The sequence below is a fragment of the Bacillus sp. LNXM12-1 genome (assembly GCF_003004375.1).
GTDB lineage: Bacteria > Bacillota > Bacilli > Bacillales > Bacillaceae > Bacillus.
In genome coordinates this window covers 92,545-113,622 of record NZ_PVWX01000001.1, presented here as the reverse complement: position 1 = coordinate 113,622, position 21,078 = coordinate 92,545, and the positions used below count along the sequence as shown (strand labels likewise).

General features: G+C 41.7%; 20 protein-coding genes. 4 read left to right on the top strand and 16 right to left on the bottom strand.

The genetic code is table 11. From position 1 onward, the window contains the following. Position 1: 1 nt before the first annotated feature. From C6Y07_RS00595 to C6Y07_RS00580, 4 genes are all read right to left on the bottom strand, one after another. A complete protein-coding gene (locus C6Y07_RS00595; RefSeq protein ID WP_034318044.1) occupies positions 2–250 on the bottom strand; it encodes a YlbE-like family protein in 249 nt (82 codons plus the stop codon). Between the two features lie 19 nt (positions 251–269). Further along, positions 270–683, bottom strand: coding sequence for a YlbD family protein (locus tag C6Y07_RS00590; protein ID WP_034662600.1), 414 nt, complete (start codon positions 681–683; stop codon positions 270–272). A gap of 108 nt (positions 684–791) precedes the next feature. Then, positions 792–1,835, bottom strand: coding sequence for a CAP domain-containing protein (locus tag C6Y07_RS00585; RefSeq protein ID WP_060596180.1), 1,044 nt, complete (start codon positions 1,833–1,835; stop codon positions 792–794). Between the two features lie 122 nt (positions 1,836–1,957). Beyond that, positions 1,958–2,380, bottom strand: a complete 423-nt coding sequence (locus C6Y07_RS00580) for a CBS domain-containing protein (protein WP_034663862.1) — start codon at positions 2,378–2,380, stop codon at positions 1,958–1,960. A 161-nt stretch (positions 2,381–2,541) separates the two neighbouring features. Here C6Y07_RS00580 and C6Y07_RS00575 point away from each other — a divergent pair, with 161 nt between their 5' ends. Then, positions 2,542–2,907, top strand: coding sequence for a YugN family protein (locus C6Y07_RS00575; RefSeq protein WP_060596179.1), 366 nt, complete (start codon positions 2,542–2,544; stop codon positions 2,905–2,907). Positions 2,908–2,986: 79 nt separating this feature from the next. On the opposite strand, the gene ctaG is transcribed toward C6Y07_RS00575, so the two are convergent. The 6 genes from ctaG to cyoE all read right to left on the bottom strand — a co-directional run bounded on the left by ctaG (position 2,987) and on the right by cyoE (position 9,154). Continuing rightward, the gene (gene ctaG, locus C6Y07_RS00570) at positions 2,987–3,865 is read right to left on the bottom strand and encodes a cytochrome c oxidase assembly factor CtaG (RefSeq protein ID WP_060596178.1); all 879 of its coding nucleotides are present in this window, start codon (positions 3,863–3,865) and stop codon (positions 2,987–2,989) included. A gap of 30 nt (positions 3,866–3,895) precedes the next feature. Then, complete coding sequence (ctaF, locus tag C6Y07_RS00565) at positions 3,896–4,225, bottom strand: cytochrome c oxidase subunit IVB (protein WP_060832306.1); 330 nt, start codon at positions 4,223–4,225, stop codon at positions 3,896–3,898. A 2-nt stretch (positions 4,226–4,227) separates the two neighbouring features. Further along, positions 4,228–4,848: a cytochrome c oxidase subunit III gene (gene ctaE, locus C6Y07_RS00560; RefSeq protein WP_034662610.1), complete on the bottom strand. Its 621-nt coding sequence runs from the start codon at positions 4,846–4,848 to the stop codon at positions 4,228–4,230. Further along, positions 4,848–6,719: a cytochrome c oxidase subunit I gene (gene ctaD / locus C6Y07_RS00555; RefSeq protein ID WP_106036764.1), complete on the bottom strand. Its 1,872-nt coding sequence runs from the start codon at positions 6,717–6,719 to the stop codon at positions 4,848–4,850. The genes ctaE and ctaD overlap by 1 nt, the downstream gene beginning before the upstream one ends. A gap of 170 nt (positions 6,720–6,889) precedes the next feature. Next, positions 6,890–7,957, bottom strand: coding sequence for a cytochrome c oxidase subunit II (gene coxB / locus C6Y07_RS00550; RefSeq protein WP_034662616.1), 1,068 nt, complete (start codon positions 7,955–7,957; stop codon positions 6,890–6,892). 279 nt (positions 7,958–8,236) lie between these two features. After that, entirely contained in the window at positions 8,237–9,154 is a 918-nt protein-coding gene (cyoE, locus tag C6Y07_RS00545) for a heme o synthase (protein WP_003211774.1), read from the bottom strand. A gap of 394 nt (positions 9,155–9,548) precedes the next feature. Here cyoE and C6Y07_RS00540 point away from each other — a divergent pair, with 394 nt between their 5' ends. Beyond that, positions 9,549–10,472: a COX15/CtaA family protein gene (locus C6Y07_RS00540; protein WP_060596176.1), complete on the top strand. Its 924-nt coding sequence runs from the start codon at positions 9,549–9,551 to the stop codon at positions 10,470–10,472. A 40-nt stretch (positions 10,473–10,512) separates the two neighbouring features. On the opposite strand, the gene C6Y07_RS00535 is transcribed toward C6Y07_RS00540, so the two are convergent. The 5 genes from C6Y07_RS00535 to glsA all read right to left on the bottom strand — a co-directional run bounded on the left by C6Y07_RS00535 (position 10,513) and on the right by glsA (position 18,328). Beyond that, a complete protein-coding gene (locus tag C6Y07_RS00535) occupies positions 10,513–11,946 on the bottom strand; it encodes a cryptochrome/photolyase family protein (protein WP_106156130.1) in 1,434 nt (477 codons plus the stop codon). A gap of 99 nt (positions 11,947–12,045) precedes the next feature. Further along, positions 12,046–15,492 (bottom strand): pyruvate carboxylase, encoded by a 3,447-nt coding sequence (pyc, locus tag C6Y07_RS00530; protein ID WP_106037795.1) that lies wholly within the window; start codon positions 15,490–15,492, stop codon positions 12,046–12,048. Between the two features lie 80 nt (positions 15,493–15,572). Then, complete coding sequence (ftsW, locus tag C6Y07_RS00525; protein ID WP_034662626.1) at positions 15,573–16,784, bottom strand: putative lipid II flippase FtsW; 1,212 nt, start codon at positions 16,782–16,784, stop codon at positions 15,573–15,575. Between the two features lie 210 nt (positions 16,785–16,994). Then, complete coding sequence (locus C6Y07_RS00520) at positions 16,995–17,276, bottom strand: Fpa/YlaN family protein (RefSeq protein WP_003212509.1); 282 nt, start codon at positions 17,274–17,276, stop codon at positions 16,995–16,997. 122 nt (positions 17,277–17,398) lie between these two features. Then, on the bottom strand, positions 17,399–18,328 hold the full coding sequence (gene glsA, locus C6Y07_RS00515; RefSeq protein ID WP_034662630.1) for a glutaminase A: 930 nt from the start codon (positions 18,326–18,328) through the stop codon (positions 17,399–17,401). A 120-nt stretch (positions 18,329–18,448) separates the two neighbouring features. On the opposite strand from glsA, the gene C6Y07_RS00510 reads away from it, so the two are divergent. Next, entirely contained in the window at positions 18,449–18,931 is a 483-nt protein-coding gene (locus tag C6Y07_RS00510) for a hypothetical protein (RefSeq protein ID WP_034662633.1), read from the top strand. Positions 18,932–18,946: 15 nt separating this feature from the next. On the opposite strand, the gene C6Y07_RS00505 is transcribed toward C6Y07_RS00510, so the two are convergent. Continuing rightward, the gene (locus tag C6Y07_RS00505) at positions 18,947–20,269 is read right to left on the bottom strand and encodes a PhoH family protein (protein ID WP_106072252.1); all 1,323 of its coding nucleotides are present in this window, start codon (positions 20,267–20,269) and stop codon (positions 18,947–18,949) included. Positions 20,270–20,409: 140 nt separating this feature from the next. Between C6Y07_RS00505 and C6Y07_RS00500 the strand changes: the two genes are divergently transcribed. Beyond that, complete coding sequence (locus tag C6Y07_RS00500; RefSeq protein ID WP_034662638.1) at positions 20,410–21,027, top strand: YhcN/YlaJ family sporulation lipoprotein; 618 nt, start codon at positions 20,410–20,412, stop codon at positions 21,025–21,027. Positions 21,028–21,078 lie beyond the last annotated feature (51 nt).

Sequence of the window (21,078 nt, the reverse complement as noted above, 5' to 3'; positions counted from 1 at the left end):
CTCACCCGGCTCCATTTTGATTGCGCATTGCTTGGAACATTTGAATCATCATTTCAGCCATTTGAACACTGTTGCTCAACTGACTCACACGATGAGGAATGGTTTTTTCGTAAAAATTCATTTTATCTAATTCAAAGGACGATAGCTTTTCAGGATGTCGAGTCAGCTGTCTGTACCAGAGAGGACGCTGTCTGATGAATTTGATTCGATCCTCTTCGGCCATGACAAACTCCTGTACTTCTTTCCGCACCAAAAGCATCCCCTTTCAATTAATCTTTCCTGAAGGAGAATGGGTGCTGACTGCCTCCAGATGAACCTTTCTTTGAGCCATTTGATGAAAATTGTCCGAGTAAGCTTTGTAAAGAGGAAATAGACTGGCTCATTTTGTTGATTTGTTCATTCATTTGATCAGCGTCCATTTTTTTCACGGCAGAAACCATTTTAGACATAAAATCTGCTTTTCCCAATTCACTTGGCTTAGAGGCTTTTTCTTCTTTACCGCCTTCAGATTGCGTTTGCCGGTAAGGAGACCACATCTCGTCTTCTTCACCAAACATGATCCAATTTTCGTATACACTTTGCCAGCTTTTTTCTTGCGTTTGCACTTCTTGAATTAACTTCGGATGGCGTCTGACGAATTGTTTAAATTCATCAATGGATGTTTGTTTTTGTTTGTTTGTCATATCCTCACCCCCCATACAAATGCCTACTATACTATATACACCAGCAGCTATTTTGGTGAGCCTCTTTTTCAATCAAAAAAACAGCTGCGATTGTGCAGCTGCTTTCGTTTAAGATGTTTTCTTGATGAAGTTTTGAGTGTAGTATTTTTCTTTCACACCTACGCCAAGGTGTGTGTAATCTTTATTTAATAACGCCTTCCTATGACCTTCACTATTGAGCCAGCCTTCTACCGCTGCAGGTCCATCTACATAATTATAGGCAATGTTTTCACCTGCGAGCTGAAATGCCACCTCGCCTCTTTCTAACCGATCTTTTAGCGTACCGTATTTTTTTGATTCATGGGAGAAATAATGATTCTCTTTCATGTCCTCACTATGCATGAATGCCACTTCAGAGGTTTCATCATCCCACCTTAAGGTCGGCAGTTTGTACTTATGACGGATAATATTGGTCATATCAAAAATTTGTTTTTGACTGGAAGCTTCGATCTCTTTCCATTTTTCACCTGATATTGCCTCAGGTTCTATCAATTGACCACGATAGACGACCTCATATGGCTTTTGTTTCACAAATGTATCTGCGTTAAACGCCCTGATACTTGAAAGAGTGCTTTCAAACTTATCCATGTAAAGCTGAACATACACATCATCTCCCACTTTCACAGTGGGTCTTGTATTCATATCATCTTCTGAGAATTCAAAGCGGTATGAATTTTGTTCATCCTCTACATGAATGTAAGGTGCAATTTGTGTTTTTTTAAATACTTCACTTGTGGCTTGACCGATTTTAAACGGTTCGACATTGAGCCCGTCTCCTGTTGCAAACAGGGTCACCACTTTACTATCCTTTACCCCTACTTGAATATAGTGCTTCTTCGATTGGTTGTATATCCACCAGTCATAATCATATGCGGAAGGATCAATGCGATCTGGTTCTCCCAGCTGTTTAAGCACTTCGTTTGAAGATTTTCCCATAAAGGACATGAGCCCCTTTTTCGGGATGTTGATCGGCTTATCGCTAGATGTTTCTTCATTAGACACCTTCGGTTCATTGCTGTTTTCTTTTTCTGGTGAAGATCCATATTGAATAAACAGAACGTACGTTCCAGATATAATCAGGAGGATGAGGAGTGTTTTGAGCACAGTTTTCAAATAAACACCTCCGTTAAATTGGCAAGGTACAAAAAGTACCTTCTACTGTCATTTAAACAAAACTCGCTTCATTTATCAACGACAATACAGCCTATTTAACACGAATTTAAAATATGCCCCTCTTAATGAAGAAATCCTTGCCCGTGATCTTGATCCTGTTGAGAGATTTCTGTAAGTGCATCTCCCGCGCGATCATTTGATAAATCTTCGACTGATAAATCTCCAAGAGCGACAATCCCTGTTAATGCGCCATTTTTCACAACAGGAATGCGGCGGAGCTGGTGCTCTGACATCAGCCGGACAATTTCTTCAAGCGTTGCATCTTCTTCAGCTGTCAGTACTTCCTTCGTCATCAGCGAGCCCACTTCCTGTGAGTTTGGCTTTTTTTCTGCAATGCCTCTGAGTACAAGGTCACGGTCTGTCACTATGCCAACGAGCTGATCTCCGTCAACCACCGGAATGGCCCCAATGTCCGCGTCTCTCATTTTGACTGCCGCTTCATACGTATTGTCGTCTTGCTGACATGTCACTACTTTTTTTGTCATAATATCTTTGATTTTTTTCGTTTTCACATCGATTCCTCCATCTATTATTTTCTTTATTACTGTAACCAGGTTATAAAAGAACATACCTTTCACAGTTGAAAGTTTAACGCTTTCATACTATGATTGTCAGTAAAGGGAATTTTTATAAGGAGGGGTTTTGGGTGAAGTTTGAAGGTACGGGGATTGAAAAGGTAGCAGCTGACTTAAATAAATTAGATTTCATCATGGAAAGTGAAGGATTTGTACGAGCCGATCAATGGGATTATGAGCGTGTGACGTACGACAGAAAGTATAACATGGTAGAGGGAACCTTTTATTTACGGATTTCCGGCTACGCCACCGAAGGAGATGTTGGTTCCAAAAGAGCACACATACAGCTTCTAACACCTTTACTTGGAAAACATTATTATCCGCACGGTGTTGAATACGGCGAAGGCGAAGATTTCCCTAAATCTCTCATCCAATCAAGCAAGAAAACGCTTGAACAGCTGAAAGATAAACTAGAAGCAATGACTGCTGAAGCATAAAAGAAGACAAAGGGCTAAAATCAAGATCATTTTAGCCCTTTGTCAACAATCTGAGCACAGCCATACGGCTGTGCTTTTTTCATTCATATTTCGGAATCAGCGCATCTGGTACGGCATCTTTCGCTCTTTCTTTTCTTGCCCAGTCAAAGAACACAACAGCAAGGATCGAGCCGTACACAATCTCCTGAATAATTTTCATCAAAATCGCGCCTAGCTGCTGGTCCTCTAGCAGAGGCAAGGTATGGAACATTTCAGGACCTGTGAGCGCAAGGCCTGCCAGCATATCACTTGGCACGCATAAGTGCAGTGCCTGTATCCAAGCGCCAGCATCAGAATAGGTTGCATAGATCGGTGCCTCACTAAACATGATGAGAGCACACGCAGGAGTCATCAATATTCCGTCTGCCATGATATAACCAAGCTTTAAAATGCCTGTAATCTGCGGCTGACTTTGGACTTTATGAACGAGCGGCCACCACATGAAAAAGGCAGCGATAAAAATGACCACCGTCATCAACGCATGATAAAACGGATCTGTTTTCACAAAATCAAACACAAGCGGAATGTGATACATCGAAAACAATCCGTTAAATCCAAGCAATGCAATTAAAGGCTTGGAAAACAAACGAAAAATTTGCTGAATGCCTGGTGTTTGTATGATCCGCTCCCAAATGGCCGCAGGTAATCCTGTAATAAGGAGAGGCGGAATGACTAAATAGAGCACCGCCATTTGCGCCATATGTGCACTAAACATAATATGCCCCATTAAATCAATTGGGCTTCCTTTCACGGCGTATAACAGGACAAGCCCCGTCAGAAACAACGTTTTCTCTTTCACCGTCGCACGGTGCTTTCCCTTTGTCACAAGAAGCAAATAAAGAGCAGCTGCTATGACAATACTAGTCAAATAGTAAGGGCTCCATAATGCCCGAAATCCGAATATTTCTAAGTTCTCCATTGCTGCGCCTCCTTCAAGGGCAAAGCGGGCTTACCACCAAATAATGGTCAAAAAGGCTAATACGGTAATAAACGCGACAAACACACCTGAGTAAAGAAACAATGCGGGTGTTTCATGCCCTTTTTGGTTCATGTGCATAAAATAATAAAGCTGAAAAGCCACCTGAATAACTGCAAGCAATAAAATAAATGGTACTGCGAACCAGTTCCCAACGTCTTCAGAAGCGATTGTTAAAAAGGCAACAAAGGTTAATCCAATCATCAAGCCGAAAGAAATGAGCTGATGCTTCATTTCTTCGGCATTTTTCTTTTTACGGTATCCAAGATCGACTTTAGACTGATTTGTGTTTTTATTTCCCATTCTTATCCCACCATTCCCATTAAATATACAACGGTAAAGATGAAGACCCACACAACATCAATGAAGTGCCAATACAGACTTGCCACATAATATTTCGGCGCATTGTATAAATCGAGTCCGCGTCTCATATTTCGAATCATAAGAGCGGTAATCCAGCAAAGTCCGAAGGCGACGTGAGCCCCGTGAGTTCCGACAAGTGTATAGAAGGAAGAACCAAGAGCTGAGCTGGTAATTGTAAATTCATACGCATGCACATAATGATAGAACTCATAAATCTCAACTCCTAGAAATGAAGCACCTAATAGCACAGTCACGCCAAGCCAAAGCTGCATCTTTTTAAAGGCAAAGTTTTTCATATGATACATTGCATACACACTCGTTAAACTGCTCGTCAGCAGAAGCATCGTGGCAATAAAGACAAGTGTGAGATCAAACATATCAGTTGTTTTTGCTCCGCCTGCATTAGAGTTTTTCAGCGCCAAATACGTGGCAAAAAGCGATGCAAACAGAACGGTTTCTCCCCCAAGAAACAACCAGAACCCGACGAACTTATTCTTTCCTTCTAACGTGGCTTTCTCAGGAGAAGCCGGAAAGGTTTCTGCTGTCATTTTTTGTGGTTCCATTATGCTTTCACCCCTTTATCATCGTCATCGGTCAAATCTTCTTTGTGAATATGGTACCCATGATCATCTTTAAGAGAGCGAACCAGCATGGTCGCAAATGTAATGCCAAGACCAATGAAAATCACTGGAAGTCCCCAGCTGTGCTCTTGACGATACATGAAGCCAAACGCTGAAACAAATAGACCGAATGAGATAATGACAGGTAAGATGGAATTATTCGGCATGTGAATATCATCGAGCGGTTCAGATGCTGTCATTCCTGTTTTACCATCCATTTTTTCAATCCATAATGGATCTAGTCCTCTGACAAGCGGAAGCTGTTTAAAGTTGTATTCTGGCGGAGGTGAAGACACTGCCCATTCAAGCGTTCTTCCGTCTCCCCAAGGATCGCCCGATACACGCTCTCCTTTTGCTGTAGTCCAGATGATGTTAATCAGCATGATGACAACAGCTACAAACATAAACAGTGCCCCAATCGTACTGATCAAGTTCCCAAGGTCTAGCCCCTGACCTGGCAGGAATGTAAAGACTCGGCGCGGCATGCCCCAAAGCCCGAGAAAATGCTGGATAAAGAAGGTTAAATGGAAACCGATGAAAAACAGCACAAAGCCAATTTTCCCAAGCTTCTCATTCAGTATTTTTCCAAACATCTTCGGCCACCAGTAATGCACACCAGCTAAAATACCGAATACGACCCCGCCAATAATGACGTAGTGGAAATGCGCCACGACAAAGTACGTATCATGGAACTGATAATCTGCTGCAGCTGCTGCAAGCATGACCCCGGTTACACCGCCAAGTAAAAACGACGGTATAAAGGCAACGGAATACAGCATCGGCGTTGTAAACTTCACATTACCGCCCCATATGGTGAGCAGCCAGTTGAATACTTTAATTCCTGTAGGCACCGCAATCGCCATTGTGGCTACAGCAAAGATCGCATTGGCAATCGGACCAAGTCCTGTTGTGAACATGTGATGCGCCCATACCATGAATCCAAGGAAACCAATCAATACAGTAGCGAACACCATGGACGAATAGCCAAACAACCTTTTTCTTGCAAACACTGGAATGATTTCAGAGAATATTCCGAATGCTGGCAGGATTAAGATATATACTTCTGGGTGTCCGAAAATCCAGAACAAATGCTCCCAGATGATTGTATTTCCGCCGAGCTCTGGATTGAAAAAGCTCGTATCAAACATTCTATCAAGCATCAGCATCGCAAGCCCTGCTGTAAGTGGCGGGAATGCGAATAAAATCAGTGCTGAGGCGACAAATGTCGTCCATGTAAAGAGCGGCATTCTCATATACGTCATACCAGGCGTTCTCATATTAATAATCGTTGCAAGAAAGTTGATCCCGGCAATCAGCGTACCAATACCCGCTATCTGCAAACCTAAAATATAGAAATCCATGCCGTGCCCTTCTGAATTCAGCGTGAGCGAGGCGTATGCAGTCCAGCCTGCATCAGGTGATCCACCCATAAACCATCCAAGGTTTAAGAAAATTCCTCCGAAAAAGAACAGCCAAAAACCAAGTGAATTCACAAACGGAAACGCTACGTCACGTGCACCAATTTGAATGGGTACAACCGCATTCATTAATGCAAATAAAAGCGGCATTGCTGCAAGGAAAATCATCGTTGTTCCATGCATCGTCATGACTTCATTGTAAAACCCTGCACTTACAAAATCATTTTCAGGGATGGCTAGCTGAATACGGATAATCATCGCTTCCAGGCCGCCAATTAAAAAGAAAAATCCCCCTGCCACTAAATATAGTACGGCAATTTTTTTGTGGTCAACCGTCGTCAAGTAATCCCATAAGACAGCGCCAAACCCCCGCTTTTTAGCTATTGTACTCACCATGAAATCCCCCTCTTATCTCCCATTTGCCCCTTTTCATATAGATGTCTATCTTAACTTTACACAGACTGTGTCTGACAGATGGCTACTTCTCGGTTGTAGAGACATATTCGGGAGCTCTTAACAAAAACTTCACATCGATCACATACCCTCTTGCACATTCGCGTTAGAAATTACTCGATTTTAAGTCCTTTTAAATACTCATAAAGTGCATCTGCTTCTGAGTCATTTAATTTAGGGTACGTCCCTGTCATTTTATTCCCTGGTTTAAAACTCTCTGGATCTTTCAGCCATGCTTTCACATTTTCTTTGTTCATATCTTTGATTCCAGCTACTTTCGTTCGGTCTCCGAAGGTCGCAAGGTTTGGTGCCGTCCTTGCCGCTTCCGGCCGTTCGTCACCAGGCTCTACTGCATGACAGCTCAAGCAGTTTTTCTCTTTAAATAATTTTTCACCTTCAAGTGCGAGATCTTTTGTGGATGTAGGCTTCTTGTAATCAGCCATTTTTTTCGTCCATCCCAAAAACTCATCTTGAGAAAGCGTTTTAACTTTAAAGTCCATTAAAGCATGCGAGGGACCGCAAAGCTCTGCACATTTCCCGTAGAAATATTCTCCTGCATCTTTCGTTCGTTTTGAATCAAATGTTAAATAAAACTTGTTTTCATTTTCTGTGTTTGTATCAATTTTACCGCCAGCCGATGGAACCCAGAAAGAGTGTTTCACATCGGATGCTTTCAGCTTAAAGTACACCTTTTGATCTGTCGGTACAATCAATTCCTGACTTGTGACAATCCCATAATCAGGGTATTCGAATTCCCACCAATATAAACTGGCTCTTACATTGACAACAAGTGTCTTTTCAGGATCTCGTTTTTTCTTATCCATAGCGCTTGTATCCCCAAGCTCAAGCGTGTATGCCACAACAGGCACAACGAGAATAATGAGGAGAAGAATCGGAATCGCTGTCCACGTAATTTCTAGGTTACGGTTCCCTTCCACCTGCTTTGGAATCGTATCTTCTCCCACTTTAGAACGTTTGAATTTAATGATGACGTAAAAGAAAATGATCGATACAACAATGACGACAAGAACCATAATGAGTGTACTCAGTACCGTTAGGAAAAACTGTTTATCTGCTACTTCCCCAACTGGTTTGAGTGTTGATAAGTATGGTTCACCACAGCCCGCCAAAACGAGCGTCAGTAAGAGAAACAGTGAATAAACACGCCATTTTCTTATCATAATTTGTCCCAACCCCTTTTGCTTGATCTCCTTTGCCTTTCGCTTTTTACCTCTTATTTATAAAATCACTTTTCACCCATTCATAACCCCCGCCTCTTATAAAAGCACTTACATTTCCTCTTTTCATAAAAAAATGATGTTTTTACTCAAAATACCATCTATGTATAAACAGAAAGCCGCCTAAATAGAACTGAATATCAGGCGGCTTTCATAGTTGTTAGAAAATGTTGTGTTATAAGATATAGCCATTGTTTTGATGTGATCAAAGTGTATTTTACTCTAGAATAGTGTAATGATAATCATCGCGACGAAAAAGATGGTTAAGTAGTTTAATGAATAAACGAACATGAGCGTTGACCACTTCATGACGTCTTTCATTTTAAAGCCCATAAGGCCAATGACGAGCCATCCAATATTCAGCAATGTGCCAAGTGCGACAATCGGCCATCCTAATCCACCTAAGAAAAATGGAAGTGGAAGAAGACATGCTGTCCAAATGATAATTTGGCGTTTCGTGACTTCAAAGCCATAAACGACTGGCAGCATTGGAATACCTGCCTTACGGTAATCTTCCGTTTTCTTAATCGCAAGTGACAGGAAGTGAGGGATTTGCCAAATGAACATAATCATAAACAAAACCCAAGCCGTTGTGTCAATTGTACCTGTGACAGCTGTCCAGCCGATTAATGGCGGCACCGCACCAGATACACTTCCAATAACGGTATTGATGGTGTAATGACGTTTAGACCACATGGTGTAAAGAACTGCATAAGTAAAGACTCCGATAAAACCAATCACTGCTGATGTTATGGTTGTCATCAGAAGCATGATGAGTCCAAGTACAACAAGCAAAATACCAAATGCATACGCTTGCCCCGGCTGAATCTTACCTGTAACCGTCGGTCTTGTTTTTGTTCTTTCCATTAATATATCAATATCACGGTCAAACGCATTATTAATGGCGCATGAACCGGCAATAATAAGAGAAGAACCAATCATTGTTAACAGCACAATATCAAGATTCCCAAGGAAACTCATACCTGTAAAATAAAAAGCAAGCCACATTCCAGTAAATGTTGTAATGAAGTTGGAATTGACGATGCCCATTTTAATCAGAGCAAGAAAATCTTTCCAAGCTGTTGTTTCTTCTATTTGTCCATGAATAGCTGCTTCCGCGGCTGTTTTGGAATTTGCCAATGTGTATAACCTCCCTTGCCCAAACCTTCAAACGAACAAATGAAACGTAAATTCGTTACAACTCTATCATACAAGATAAACAGCTGTAAAAAAACATCCTATTAAATAATAAACGACAATCTTGAAGTTATTTGTGAACTTTTCGTGAATTTATAAGGATTTATGTGTGTTTCAGAAGGCGGTGCAAAATGAAATATTCTCTCCTCTATTTCTATCAGACTGTCAAAGAAAGATCAAGCACTCTAAATCTGTAAACTTTGTGAACTAACATATCATTTTTTTGTGAACTTTGGTCATTATGAATTGCAACAGAACACGCATTTGGCTTAAACTTGAGAGCATATGAGGTTTTTCATTTAGATCAGAAGTTTTTTAGAGAAGGTGAAATAATTTGATGAAATTTGCTTTAAGGTTATTGAGCGTGATCACAACGTTTGTGATGCTGATCGTTTTGATTGGCGGTGCGCTTGTGACGAAAACCGGCTCGGGTCTTGGCTGCGGCCGGCAGTGGCCCCTTTGCCACGGACGTTTCTTCCCTGAAATGAACCCTGCTTCCATCATCGAATGGAGTCACCGCATGTCAACAGGGGTTTCCACCATTCTTGTTCTGGCACTGGCGGTCTTATGCTGGAAAAAGATTAGTCCAGTATTCCGTGAAACCAAATTTTTGGTCATCATGTCGATTATATTCTTACTGCTTCAAGCGCTTTTAGGAGCTCTAGCCGTCGTGTTTGGTTCTAACGCCCTTGTGATGGCACTGCACTTCGGTATTTCACTCATTTCTTTTGCTTCAGTGTTACTGCTTGCGCTTCTTGTATTTGAAGCAACCAGATCTGAAACAAAGCTTGTGAAGCCGCTTCATATCGGCAAAAAAATGCAGTTCCATATTTATGGTTTGATCACCTATACGTATATCGTGGTGTATACGGGTGCTTATGTGAGGCATACAAAGTCAAGCCTTGCTTGTTCTGTCTTCCCGTTTTGTTCAAAAGACGGTGCACTTCCAGCGTACTTTAATCAGTGGGTGCAAATGTCTCACCGAGCAGCAGCACTTCTTTTATTCGTCTGGATATTTGTTGCGATGTTCCATGCCATGAAACATTATAAAGAACAAAAGCAGCTGTATTATGGATGGATTATTTCAGCCATTCTGATTACACTTCAAGCCATTTCAGGTGTGATGTCTGTTTATTCTCAGCTTGCACTTGGTTACGCGCTGGCTCATTCATTCTTTATTTCCGGTTTGTTTGGGATACTTTGTTACTTCTGCTTACTCATTGCCCGGTTTAAATATGAAAGCAAAGAACCATTCAAATAAGAATTTGTATCCCCCTTTCATGCGGAATGGGGGATTTGTTTTATTGTTGTTTTGCTTCTTCAAATAGCGAAATGGCTTTTTTGCGTCTTTCCTGATGATCAACTGTCGGCAGCGGGTATGTATCACCTAGCACACATTCCGATTTCAGTTGTTCATCTAATGGCATTTTAATTGGTTCATGTATCCACTTTTCATCGACATGCTCTAGCTCTGGTACATATCTTCTAATATATTCCCCGCTCGGATCAAATCGCTTCGACTGGGTCGTTGGGTTAAAAATACGGAAGTACGGCACGGCATCTGTCCCGACAGAGGCAGCCCACTGAAATCCTCCGATATTTGACGCCTCATCATAATCCACAAGTTTTTTTGCAAAATACGCTTCGCCCTTTCTCCAATCAATCAAATAATCCTTTGTTAAAAATGAGGCTGTGACCATTCGCAAGCGGTTATGCATCCAGCCCTCCTCGTTTAACTGTCTCATCCCTGCATCAACGAGCGGAAAGCCTGTTTCCCCTTTACACCAAGCTTCAAACAGCGCCTCATCTTCATTCCATTTCATTCCTTGAAACGCCGAATTGATTTCTTTTTCTTTCATCTCTGGATAATGTGCATAAATCATATGGTGAAAATCGCGCCATGCCAGCTCTTTGATAAAGGTCTCTCTGCCCTCGTCTTCAAATAGTGCTTCTTCATACATCGCATGAAAAATCGTTCGGATCGAAATAGTGCCTGTTTTTAAGAAACGCGACAGCTTGCTCGTTCCAAAAAGAGACGGAATATCTCGTTTCTCATGATAACGCGTTAATCTTTTTTGGATAAAGTGATGCAGCGTGTTCATCGCTTTGTCTGAGCCGATTTGATCAAACTTCCTTGAGCAGCCCTTTAACAAGTCTCGCAGTTTGTCATTTCCTTTTTGCGAAAGTGACTCATCACAAATCGTATGCTCGCTGCTGAAAAATGATTTGTCAACTTTTATCACAGGCTGCTTCTCTTGCTTCCGCCATGATTGATAGTATGGGGTAAACACTTGATAATGTGAGCCATCTGCTTTTAAAATATCTCGTGCCCCGTGAAGATGTGTATCTTGCCACATTGACACATGAATGGCCTTCTTTTCTAAAAAATCGGTTACTTGCTGGTCACGCCTTTGGCCGATACCCACTTCATCTTCATTAAAAAAGACGGCTTTGATGTCATACACATCCATGACCTGCTGAAAGGCGCGCAGGACATCATCATGGAGAAGGTGAACATAAATTTGAGATTCTCTCGCTTCCTTGACGAAATGCGCCAAGTTTAGAAAGAAATGTTCGTTGTTTATATCCAGTTCCATTTCAGTAAAAAATGGATCTAGATGATAAAGAGCCAATAATTTGTACTCGTGTTTTTTTGCATATGTGATCGCTTTTGATAGGGCGATATGATCATCCAAACGCATATCTCGGCGAAACCAAATCACAACAATTTCCAACTTTCTTCACCTCACTCTATAGTGTAATTACTCTCGCAGGCTGCTGCACATTTTAATGCGCTCAAAAAAAGACACATCACGATGGATGTGTCTCACTTATTATTCAGGCTTTAACACAATCAGCAGATCACCGGTTTGAATCGGTTCTCCATTTGTCACATGTATTTCATCTACGACCGCAGTGAATGGCGCTTGTACAGTCGTTTCCATTTTCATGGCTTCATTGATCATCAAATGCTCGCCTTGCGAGATTTTCTGTCCTTTTTCCACGAGCACTTTGATGACAGTGCCTGGCATTGATGCGGCAATGTGATTTGGATTTGAACGGTCCGCCTTCATTTTTTCTTGAACGGAGGATTTGATGCTTTCATCCTTAATCACGACTTCACGCGGCTGTCCATTTAGCTCAAAGTAAAGAACTCTTGTGGCATCTGGATTCGGTTCTCCAATCGACACGAGTTTGACAATCAGGGTTTTTCCTTTTTCGATTTCTACCTCAATCTCTTCACCAAGCCTCATCCCATAGAAGAACGTTGGAGTGTCAAGAACAGAGATGTCCCCATAGCTTTCTGCTGTTTGAACAAATTCAGAAAAGACTTTTGGATATAAGGCATACGCAATCGCGTCTTGCTCTGTCAGCGTCAGGTCATGAGATTCTTTGAACTGCTGCTGAATAGCTTCAAAGTCCACTGGCTTCAGCTTCTCACCAGGTCTGACAGTGAGCGGTTCTTCTCCTTTTAAAATCAGCTTTTGTAATTTTTCAGGGAATCCGCCATGCGGCTGGCCTAAATAGCCTTTAAATAATTCCACAACAGAATCCGGGAAGTCTAATGTTGCTCCTTTTTCATAGACATCTTCCTCTGTTAAATCATTTTGCACCATATAAAGTGCCATGTCTCCAACTACTTTAGAGGAAGGTGTGACCTTCACAATATCACCAAACATGTCATTCACACGTCTGTACATTTCTTTTACTTCGTTCCAGCGGTCGCCAAGGCCAACACCTTTCGCCTGCTGCTGCAAGTTACTATACTGACCGCCAGGCATTTCATGCTCATAAATTTCTGTATGAGGTGAGTTCATGCCGCTTTCGAATTCACGATAGTATTTTCTGACAGAATCCCAGTATTGAGAAAGGTGTTCGACAGATTGGACGTTCATGTCTGGCTTTCTTTCATGCCCATCTAAAGCATAGTACAGTGAGCTTGCACTTGGCTGCGATGTGAGTCCGGCCATAGAGCTGACGGCCACATCCACAATATCAACGCCTGCATCAATCGCTCTTGCATAGGTGAACAGTCCATTTCCACTCGTATCATGCGTATGAAGATGGATAGGGATCGTGAGCTCATCTTTTAAAGCAGAGACTAACTCATAAGCTGCCTGCGGCTTTAATAATCCCGCCATATCTTTAATACCTAAAATATGTGCACCGGCAGATTCAAGCTCTTTCGCAAGAGATACATAATACTCAAGATCATATTTCGGACGAGATGGATCAAGAATGTCCCCCGTATAACAAATGGCTGCCTCTGCCACTTTGCCTGATTCACGAACAGAATCAATGGCAAGCGTCATGCCTTTGACCCAGTTTAAGCTATCGAAAATACGGAAGACGTCAATGCCTGCTTCGGCCGACTCCTTTACAAATGCTTTAATCACATTATCCGCATAGTTTGTATATCCGACAGCGTTTGATGATCTTAAAAGCATTTGGAACAACGTGTTTGGCACTTCTTGGCGAAGCTCTTTTAATCGTTCCCAAGGATCTTCTTTTAAGAAACGGTACGCAACATCAAATGTAGCACCGCCCCACATTTCCATACTAAACAGCTCTGGCCATAAACCTGCTGTTGGCTGGGCAACTTTCTTTAAATCATGTGTTCTGAAGCGTGTCGCAAGCAGAGACTGATGCGCATCCCTAAAGGTTGTATCTGTTAAAAGGACGCTATTTTGTTCTTTCACCCAATTGGCAAGGCCCTCAGGTCCATGTGTGTCTAACAATTGTTTTGTCCCAGACGGAATCTCTTGATGAAGAGGAAGCTTCGGTACAATTGGCTTGTCAAAATGAGGCTTCTTTTTCTCCGCTATACCAGGGAATCCATTAATGGTCACGTTACCAATATAAGTCAGCATCTTCGTTCCACGGTCTTTTTGCTTAGGGAAATTAAATAGCTCTGGCGTTGAATCGATAAACGACGTATCGTATTCCCCTTTTAGAAACTTCTCATGCTTTGCCACGTTTTCAAGAAACGGAATGTTTGTTTTAATCCCGCGAATCCTGAATTCCTGTAAATTTCGGACCATTTTAGCAGCCGCTTGGTCAAATGTGAGCGCCCATGTGGACAGCTTGACCAATAGTGAATCGTAATAAGGTGTAATGACTGCACCTTGAAAGCTGTTCCCTGTATCAAGTCGTACACCAAATCCCCCGCCTGAACGGTAGGCCATAATTTTTCCTGTGTCTGGCATAAAATCATTTAAAGGATCTTCTGTTGTGACCCTTGATTGAATGGCAAAGCCATGTGTAAAAATATCTTCTTGCTTTGGTATACCGACTTCCTTGCTGTGAAGGTCATGACCCTTTGCGACAAGAATTTGGGTTTGGACGATATCGACACCTGTGATCATTTCAGTGATCGTGTGTTCTACCTGTACCCTTGGATTGACTTCAATAAAGTAAAACTCTCCATTTGCGACAAGGAATTCTACAGTCCCTGCATTAATATACGATACATTCTGGGCCAACTGAACAGCCGCTTCACAAATATCTTCACGCAGTTGATCTGTAAGAGACACACTTGGCGCCACTTCAATGACCTTTTGATGCCGCCTTTGAACAGAGCAGTCACGCTCATATAAATGAATGATATTGCCGTGATTGTCACCAATCACCTGCACCTCAATATGTTTCGGATTTTCAATCAGTTTTTCAACGTATACTTCGTCATTTCCAAAAGCAGCTTTTGCCTCTGACTTCGCACGGTCATAGGCTTCCTTCAGCTCCTCTTTCGTTCTGACAATCCGCATACCTCGGCCGCCGCCGCCTAGTGAAGCTTTAATAATAAACGGGTAACCGTATTCTTCACCGAATTTTTCGACTTCTTTGACCGAATCAACTGGTCCGTCACTTCCTGGAATGACTGGAATTCCAGCTTTTTTCGCTTCATCTCTTGCCTTTACTTTATCTCCAAACATATCTAAATGCTGAGAAGTTGGACCGATAAATTGAATGCCTTCCTCTTCGCATCGTCTTGCAAAATGAATATTTTCAGATAAAAATCCGTAACCTGGATGGATCGCATCCACGTCATTTCGTTTTGCAATTTCGATGATCCCCTCGATATCAAGGTAGGCATCAATCGGTTTTTTCCCTTCTCCAACTAGATATGCTTCATCTGCTTTATAGCGATGATAAGAGCCCGAGTCTTCTTTGGAATAAATGGCCACTGTACGTAAATTGAGCTCCGTACAGGCCCTGAAGACTCTGATAGCAATTTCCCCTCTGTTTGCAACTAGAACCTTTTGAATTGTTCTCTGTGACATTTCTCACTCCTCCATATCCCTTAAAATTTTATATGTACTCTATAATAAAGGAAGAAATGAAAACTGTACACTTTTGTTTTCTAAAGATTCAAAGTTTTCTGCAATCCATTTTTTTGAACTGATGGCTTGCTCATTGATTTTTTCTTTTTGTAACGCTCTTTATATTCAGTAAACATGCTGATATTCAGCAATATTCCCATACAGCCGCTAAGTAAAATGATGGACGATCCCCCGTAGCTGATAAATGGAAGTGTGACCCCTGTAATCGGAATCAGACCTGAAACACCGCCTAAATTAATGCATGTTTGGATCGCAATCATGGAGGAAATTCCTATTGCAAGCAAACTTCCAAATGGATCTTCACACTTTCTTGCAATATAAAAACCTTTCACGACGATGAAGCCAAGGAGAGCGAGAACAAAAAATACACCGAAAAAGCCAAGCTCTTCTGAAATGATCGCCATGATAAAATCTGTATGCGGCTCTGGAAGATACCCGTACTTTTGAACGCTTTCTCCTAGACCCAGTCCAAAAAAGCCGCCTGATCCAATAGCATAATAGGAATTAATCAATTGATGTCCAGTCGCCCCTGCATCTTTAAATGGATCTTGGAAACTCTCAAAACGCCCGAGACGATTTTGCGTGAAAATTTTATCCCAAAAAAGAATAATAAATGGGGTCACGACGACCATCACGGCACTAAATAGCGCCAGCAGCTTCGCAAGTGTTTTCCCGCTAAAGCCTGAGCATAAAATCATCGCAAGGGCAATCATGCCAATGATAAAGGCTGTCCCATAGTCTGGCTGCAAAATGATAAATCCGCATAAGATCGAGACAATCACGATGGGAGGTGTGACTCCTCTTAAAATATGATCAATATAATGCTGCTTTTTTGCATACACAGCAGCAAGATAGATAATGACGACAATCTTCACAAATTCCGCTGGCTGAAGACTAAATGGGCCTATTTTGATCCAGCTTCTTGCGTTCCCTGCAATATGACCGCCAAAGTACACATAGATGAGTGAAAACACTGATAGCAGCAGCATACCGATCTGGAATTTCTTATTTGAAAACAGCTGATATGGAACTAGTGCTGTAAAGAACAAGATGACCGCTCCAACGATCATAAATAAAAGCTGTTTCTTAAAAAAATTATCTGGTGCGGCATCGTATCTGATCACAGATGTAATCATACTTGAGCTATACACCATGACCAAACCGAATGCGCTAATTAAAATAATGGCGAACAATAATGAGTAGTCATACGATTTTAGCATTCTCTTTAACATATAATCCTCTTCCTAACGTCTGTTTCTACTGCTTGATATCCTCTTAGCTGTTTTTATTCTACTACATTTTCTCCGTTTGATCTCGTTTTACCTCTTTTATATTGTTCGTCATTCATGAAAGAATCAAGTCCGTTTGACATCAATCAATGAAAAGAAAATAGAGGACAAAAAAACTCAAACTTATGTTGAGGAAGTTTGAGTTTTCAATCATTATTTTTTTGTGAACGCATCATGAAGTGCGGAAAGCTCTCTCTCAAGTTTATCGAGTAGTTTCTTACCTTCATGTTGATCAACTAATCCAAGCCGGACAGCAAAATCAATTTCTCTCGATAATCCGAACATTTGAGTATCTAAAACCTCTTCATAAAGAGGACATTGCGGCATCGTTAAGTTGTCCATTTGCACTTGGATCAATTTTAAAATTTTATCTGCATCCAATTTTAATAAAGCCAGTGCTTTTTGCCGATGATCGACTAAAATTTCTGACGCCAAAAGTATCCCTCCGTTCCCCAGGCGAGTACCTAATTCTTCTATTTATCATAAAGCGAAACGCCCAAAATTGCAAGCAGATTTGTACAGTTCGCTTTGTAAAAATAAAAAGAAGCCTTCCTTCATTAAAAGATACTCATCTCATATTTTTCACTCATCAGCTCAAGCAGCTTAATCCCAGCAATACTATTCCCTTTTTCATCCAGAGCTGGACCGAAGATACCGATCCCGAAATCATATGGTGCCGCCCCCATAATCCCGCCTGAGACACCGCTTTTAGCAGGAATTCCGATGTTAATGGCAAATTCTCCGCTCGCATTGTACATGCCGCACGTCACCATAAAGGTTTTACAAATTCTAGCGACATCTTTCGAAAGAATCTGCTTACCCGTCTCTGGATGTCTGCCGTCTAATGAAAAAACACAAGCAATTTTCGCCAAATCCAAGCTATTCATCATGATGGCACATTGTTTCGTATAGACGTCCATGACTTCTTCTACGTTCCCTCTAATAATATGATATTGCTTCATATAATAGCACATCGCCCGGTTAATCATGGATGTCTCAAATTCGGAGGCAGCTGTTTCTTTGCAGTATGTAATGCTTTTGTCATTTGCCAGCTCTCTAATGAAGCCAAGCAAACGGCTCAGCTGATCTTGCGGAGTCGCTCCTCTGATTAAACTCGTGACTGCGAGCGCCCCTGCATTAATCATTGGATTCAGCGGTTTATTCGGGCTCGCTGTTTCCAGTTTGATCATCGAATTAAACGGGTCACCTGTTGGTTCTTGTCCAACAAATTGAAATACTTTTTTTGGTCCTTCTTCTGAGAGCACGAGCGCAAGTGCTAATACTTTTGAAATGCTTTGAAGAGTAAACCGTTTATCTACATCTCCTGCCGAGTGGCACGTATTACTCACATGATACACAGCCACAGATAAATCCGTCTGATCCGCTTTGCCGAGTGCGGGAATATAGGATGCTACTTGACCATCTTTGGCCACTTTTTTTGCTTCTTCTACAAATCGCTGAAGCTCTTCATTGTCGCGACATGCCATGCCTAATATCCTCCCTATCCTTCATGTAAGATTAGTGTGTACAAGGAGACGCATGTTTATGAAAGTGACAAAGCGGGGGAAAACTTCTATAATTTATGTTGGAAAGGGGTTGTCTTGAACATGAGCATCATTCAAATCAAGGGGAACGTACAGTACAAGATCACCATTGATCCAAGTGTATGGATTTTTGATGACCGTAAATTTTTAATGGATTCATTCTTTGAAAAAAGTGCAGAAAGTGAAGAGAATCAGCTAGATCAGGAGCTTGACCAAGAGCGGGTCATAAGAGAAGGTCAAACACTTCCACCCACGTTAAAAACAGAGAAGAAGTACGAAAAGGAAAGACTCGTCACAGGCAGCTTCGGGATGAAGCTTGGCGATATGCTAAAAAATGCTGAGCCGCTTGAACATGCGGATACATGCGAATTTGTCACAGAAACAGGTACAATTGCTGTGCCGCTTTCTCAGGCAATGGAGAGCATTGCTCATTTCAGTCAAAATGGTAAGCCAATCACAGAAGAAGGACCAATCCACGTCTATTTCGCGGATCAGTCCAACCTCACTCAGCCGATAAAAGGTGTCAAAGAGCTGATGATTACATAAGTCAGAGGGTCTGGACTATAGCAAATCAGCGGCAAGCTGTGCAAGTCCAGACCTTTCTCCTTTGACAAGCTTGACATGTCCAGAGATTTGCTGTCCTTTGAACCGCTCGATCACATACGTAAGCCCATTATTTAAGCTGTCTAAATAAGGATGATCAATCTGCTCTGGATCTCCCATCAGCACAATTTTACTTCCTTCTCCGACTCGCGTTAATAATGTTTTCACCTCGTGCTTTGTTAAATTCTGCGCCTCATCAATGATAATAAATTGATCAGGTATACTTCTTCCCCGAATATATGTTAATGCTTCGACTTGAATAGATCCAATTCCCGCCAAAATCGCATCAAGCTCACCTGGTTTTTTTGTATTAAATAAAAACTCTAGGTTGTCATAGATCGGCTGCATCCATGGTCTGAGCTTTTCTTCCTTTTCTCCTGGCAAGTAGCCTAAGTCTTTCCCAACAGGCACGATTGAGCGCGCCACGATCAACTTTTTAAACATACCGAGATCCTCTGTCTGCATTAATCCGGCAGCAAGTGCAAGCAATGTTTTACCAGTCCCCGCTTTTCCGATCAGCGTCACGAGCGGAATGTCACGGCGCAAAAGCAGCTCGAGTGCCATCGTCTGCTGGACATTTTTTGGACGGATTCCCCAAATATACTCTTGATCATAAACGAGACGTTTCACATGCTCTGCCTTTTGATCAAGCATTCCTAAAGCAGAACCGCCTTCATTTCCCTTCATGATGACAAATTGATGAGGGTTGAATGGTGCACTTGTGACTTCTTTTATTGGTAATTGATTTTGCTTATAAAATGTATTCAATTGCTCAGTCGGAATGTAGAGCTCATGATAGCCATTATCGATGTCTTCATTTTGCAGGACACGGTCACTTAAAAAGTCTTCTGCTTGAAGCCCTATAGCATCTGCCTTTACCCGCACTAAGACATCCTTGCTGACCAAAATGACAGGCCGGCCATGAGGCTTTGTTTCTTCCTCTAAGCTCAAATTTTTCGCGACTGCCAAAATCCGATTATCGTTCGTTTTTTCAATAAAAATTTCTTGAAGCTCATGGAAGGAGCGGTGATTCAGTTCAATGCGCAGCGTGCCTTTTGATTCTAGTGTAATTTTTTCATGCAGTTTCCCTTTCGATCTTAAACCGTCGATTAAGCGTGAGACACGCCGGGCATTTTGCCCAACCTCGTCCATATATCTCTTTTTCGAGTCTACTTCTTCTAACACAACGGCTGGTATGACGACCTCGTTGTCTTCAAATGAAAAGATTGAATTCGGATCCTGTAATAACACATTTGTGTCTAATACATAAATTTTACTCAGGTCCTTCGCCTCCTGATCGGGGTTTCATTCATCCTTGTCTTTCCCAAAACGATTGTTAAAATATATGTTTTCATGAATAAAGTTAGAAGGTTAATTCAACAATAAAATAAATCATGCAGTTTGTGAAGGAGGGAATATAGATGCGACTATTTATGACATTATTCATGATTCAAGCCATCATTCTGTTGGGCGCTTGCCAGCAGCAGGAAAAGCCAGAAGCACTGGACAAGCAAGATGGACGCCAGCACGTAGTACGGGTGTCAGACTCAACAAAGAAAAAGACCAATCAAGCCCGGTCATCCACAGATGTTGCGCAGCATCTTGTCAAAGTGACAGAGAACGTAGCAGATGTCAATGATGCAACGGCGATCGTCATCGGCCGCTATGCTGTTGTTGGTATTGATGTAAAAGATGATTTAGATAGAAGCAAAGTAGAAACCATTAAATATTCAGTTGCAAAAGCGCTGAAAAATGACCCAGAAGGTGCGAATGCTGTTGTAGTCGCTGATCCGGATACAGTCAGCCGGTTAAAAGAAATGGGCAAAGAAATACAAGCAGGCCGTCCTGTAAGTGGGATTATGGATGAACTAGCTGCCATTGTCGGCCGCGTGATGCCAGAGATGCCGAGAAATGAAATCGATCGTCACGAAAAAGACCCGACGAATGAGCCAAATGATCAGCTCAAACAAAACGATCAAAAGCAGTTAGACAAACATCAAAATGATCAATCAAACCATCATATGAATCAGAAGAAATAAAGAGAACGGCTTATATCTCCTGTGATATAAGCCTTTTTCTACGCTGATTTC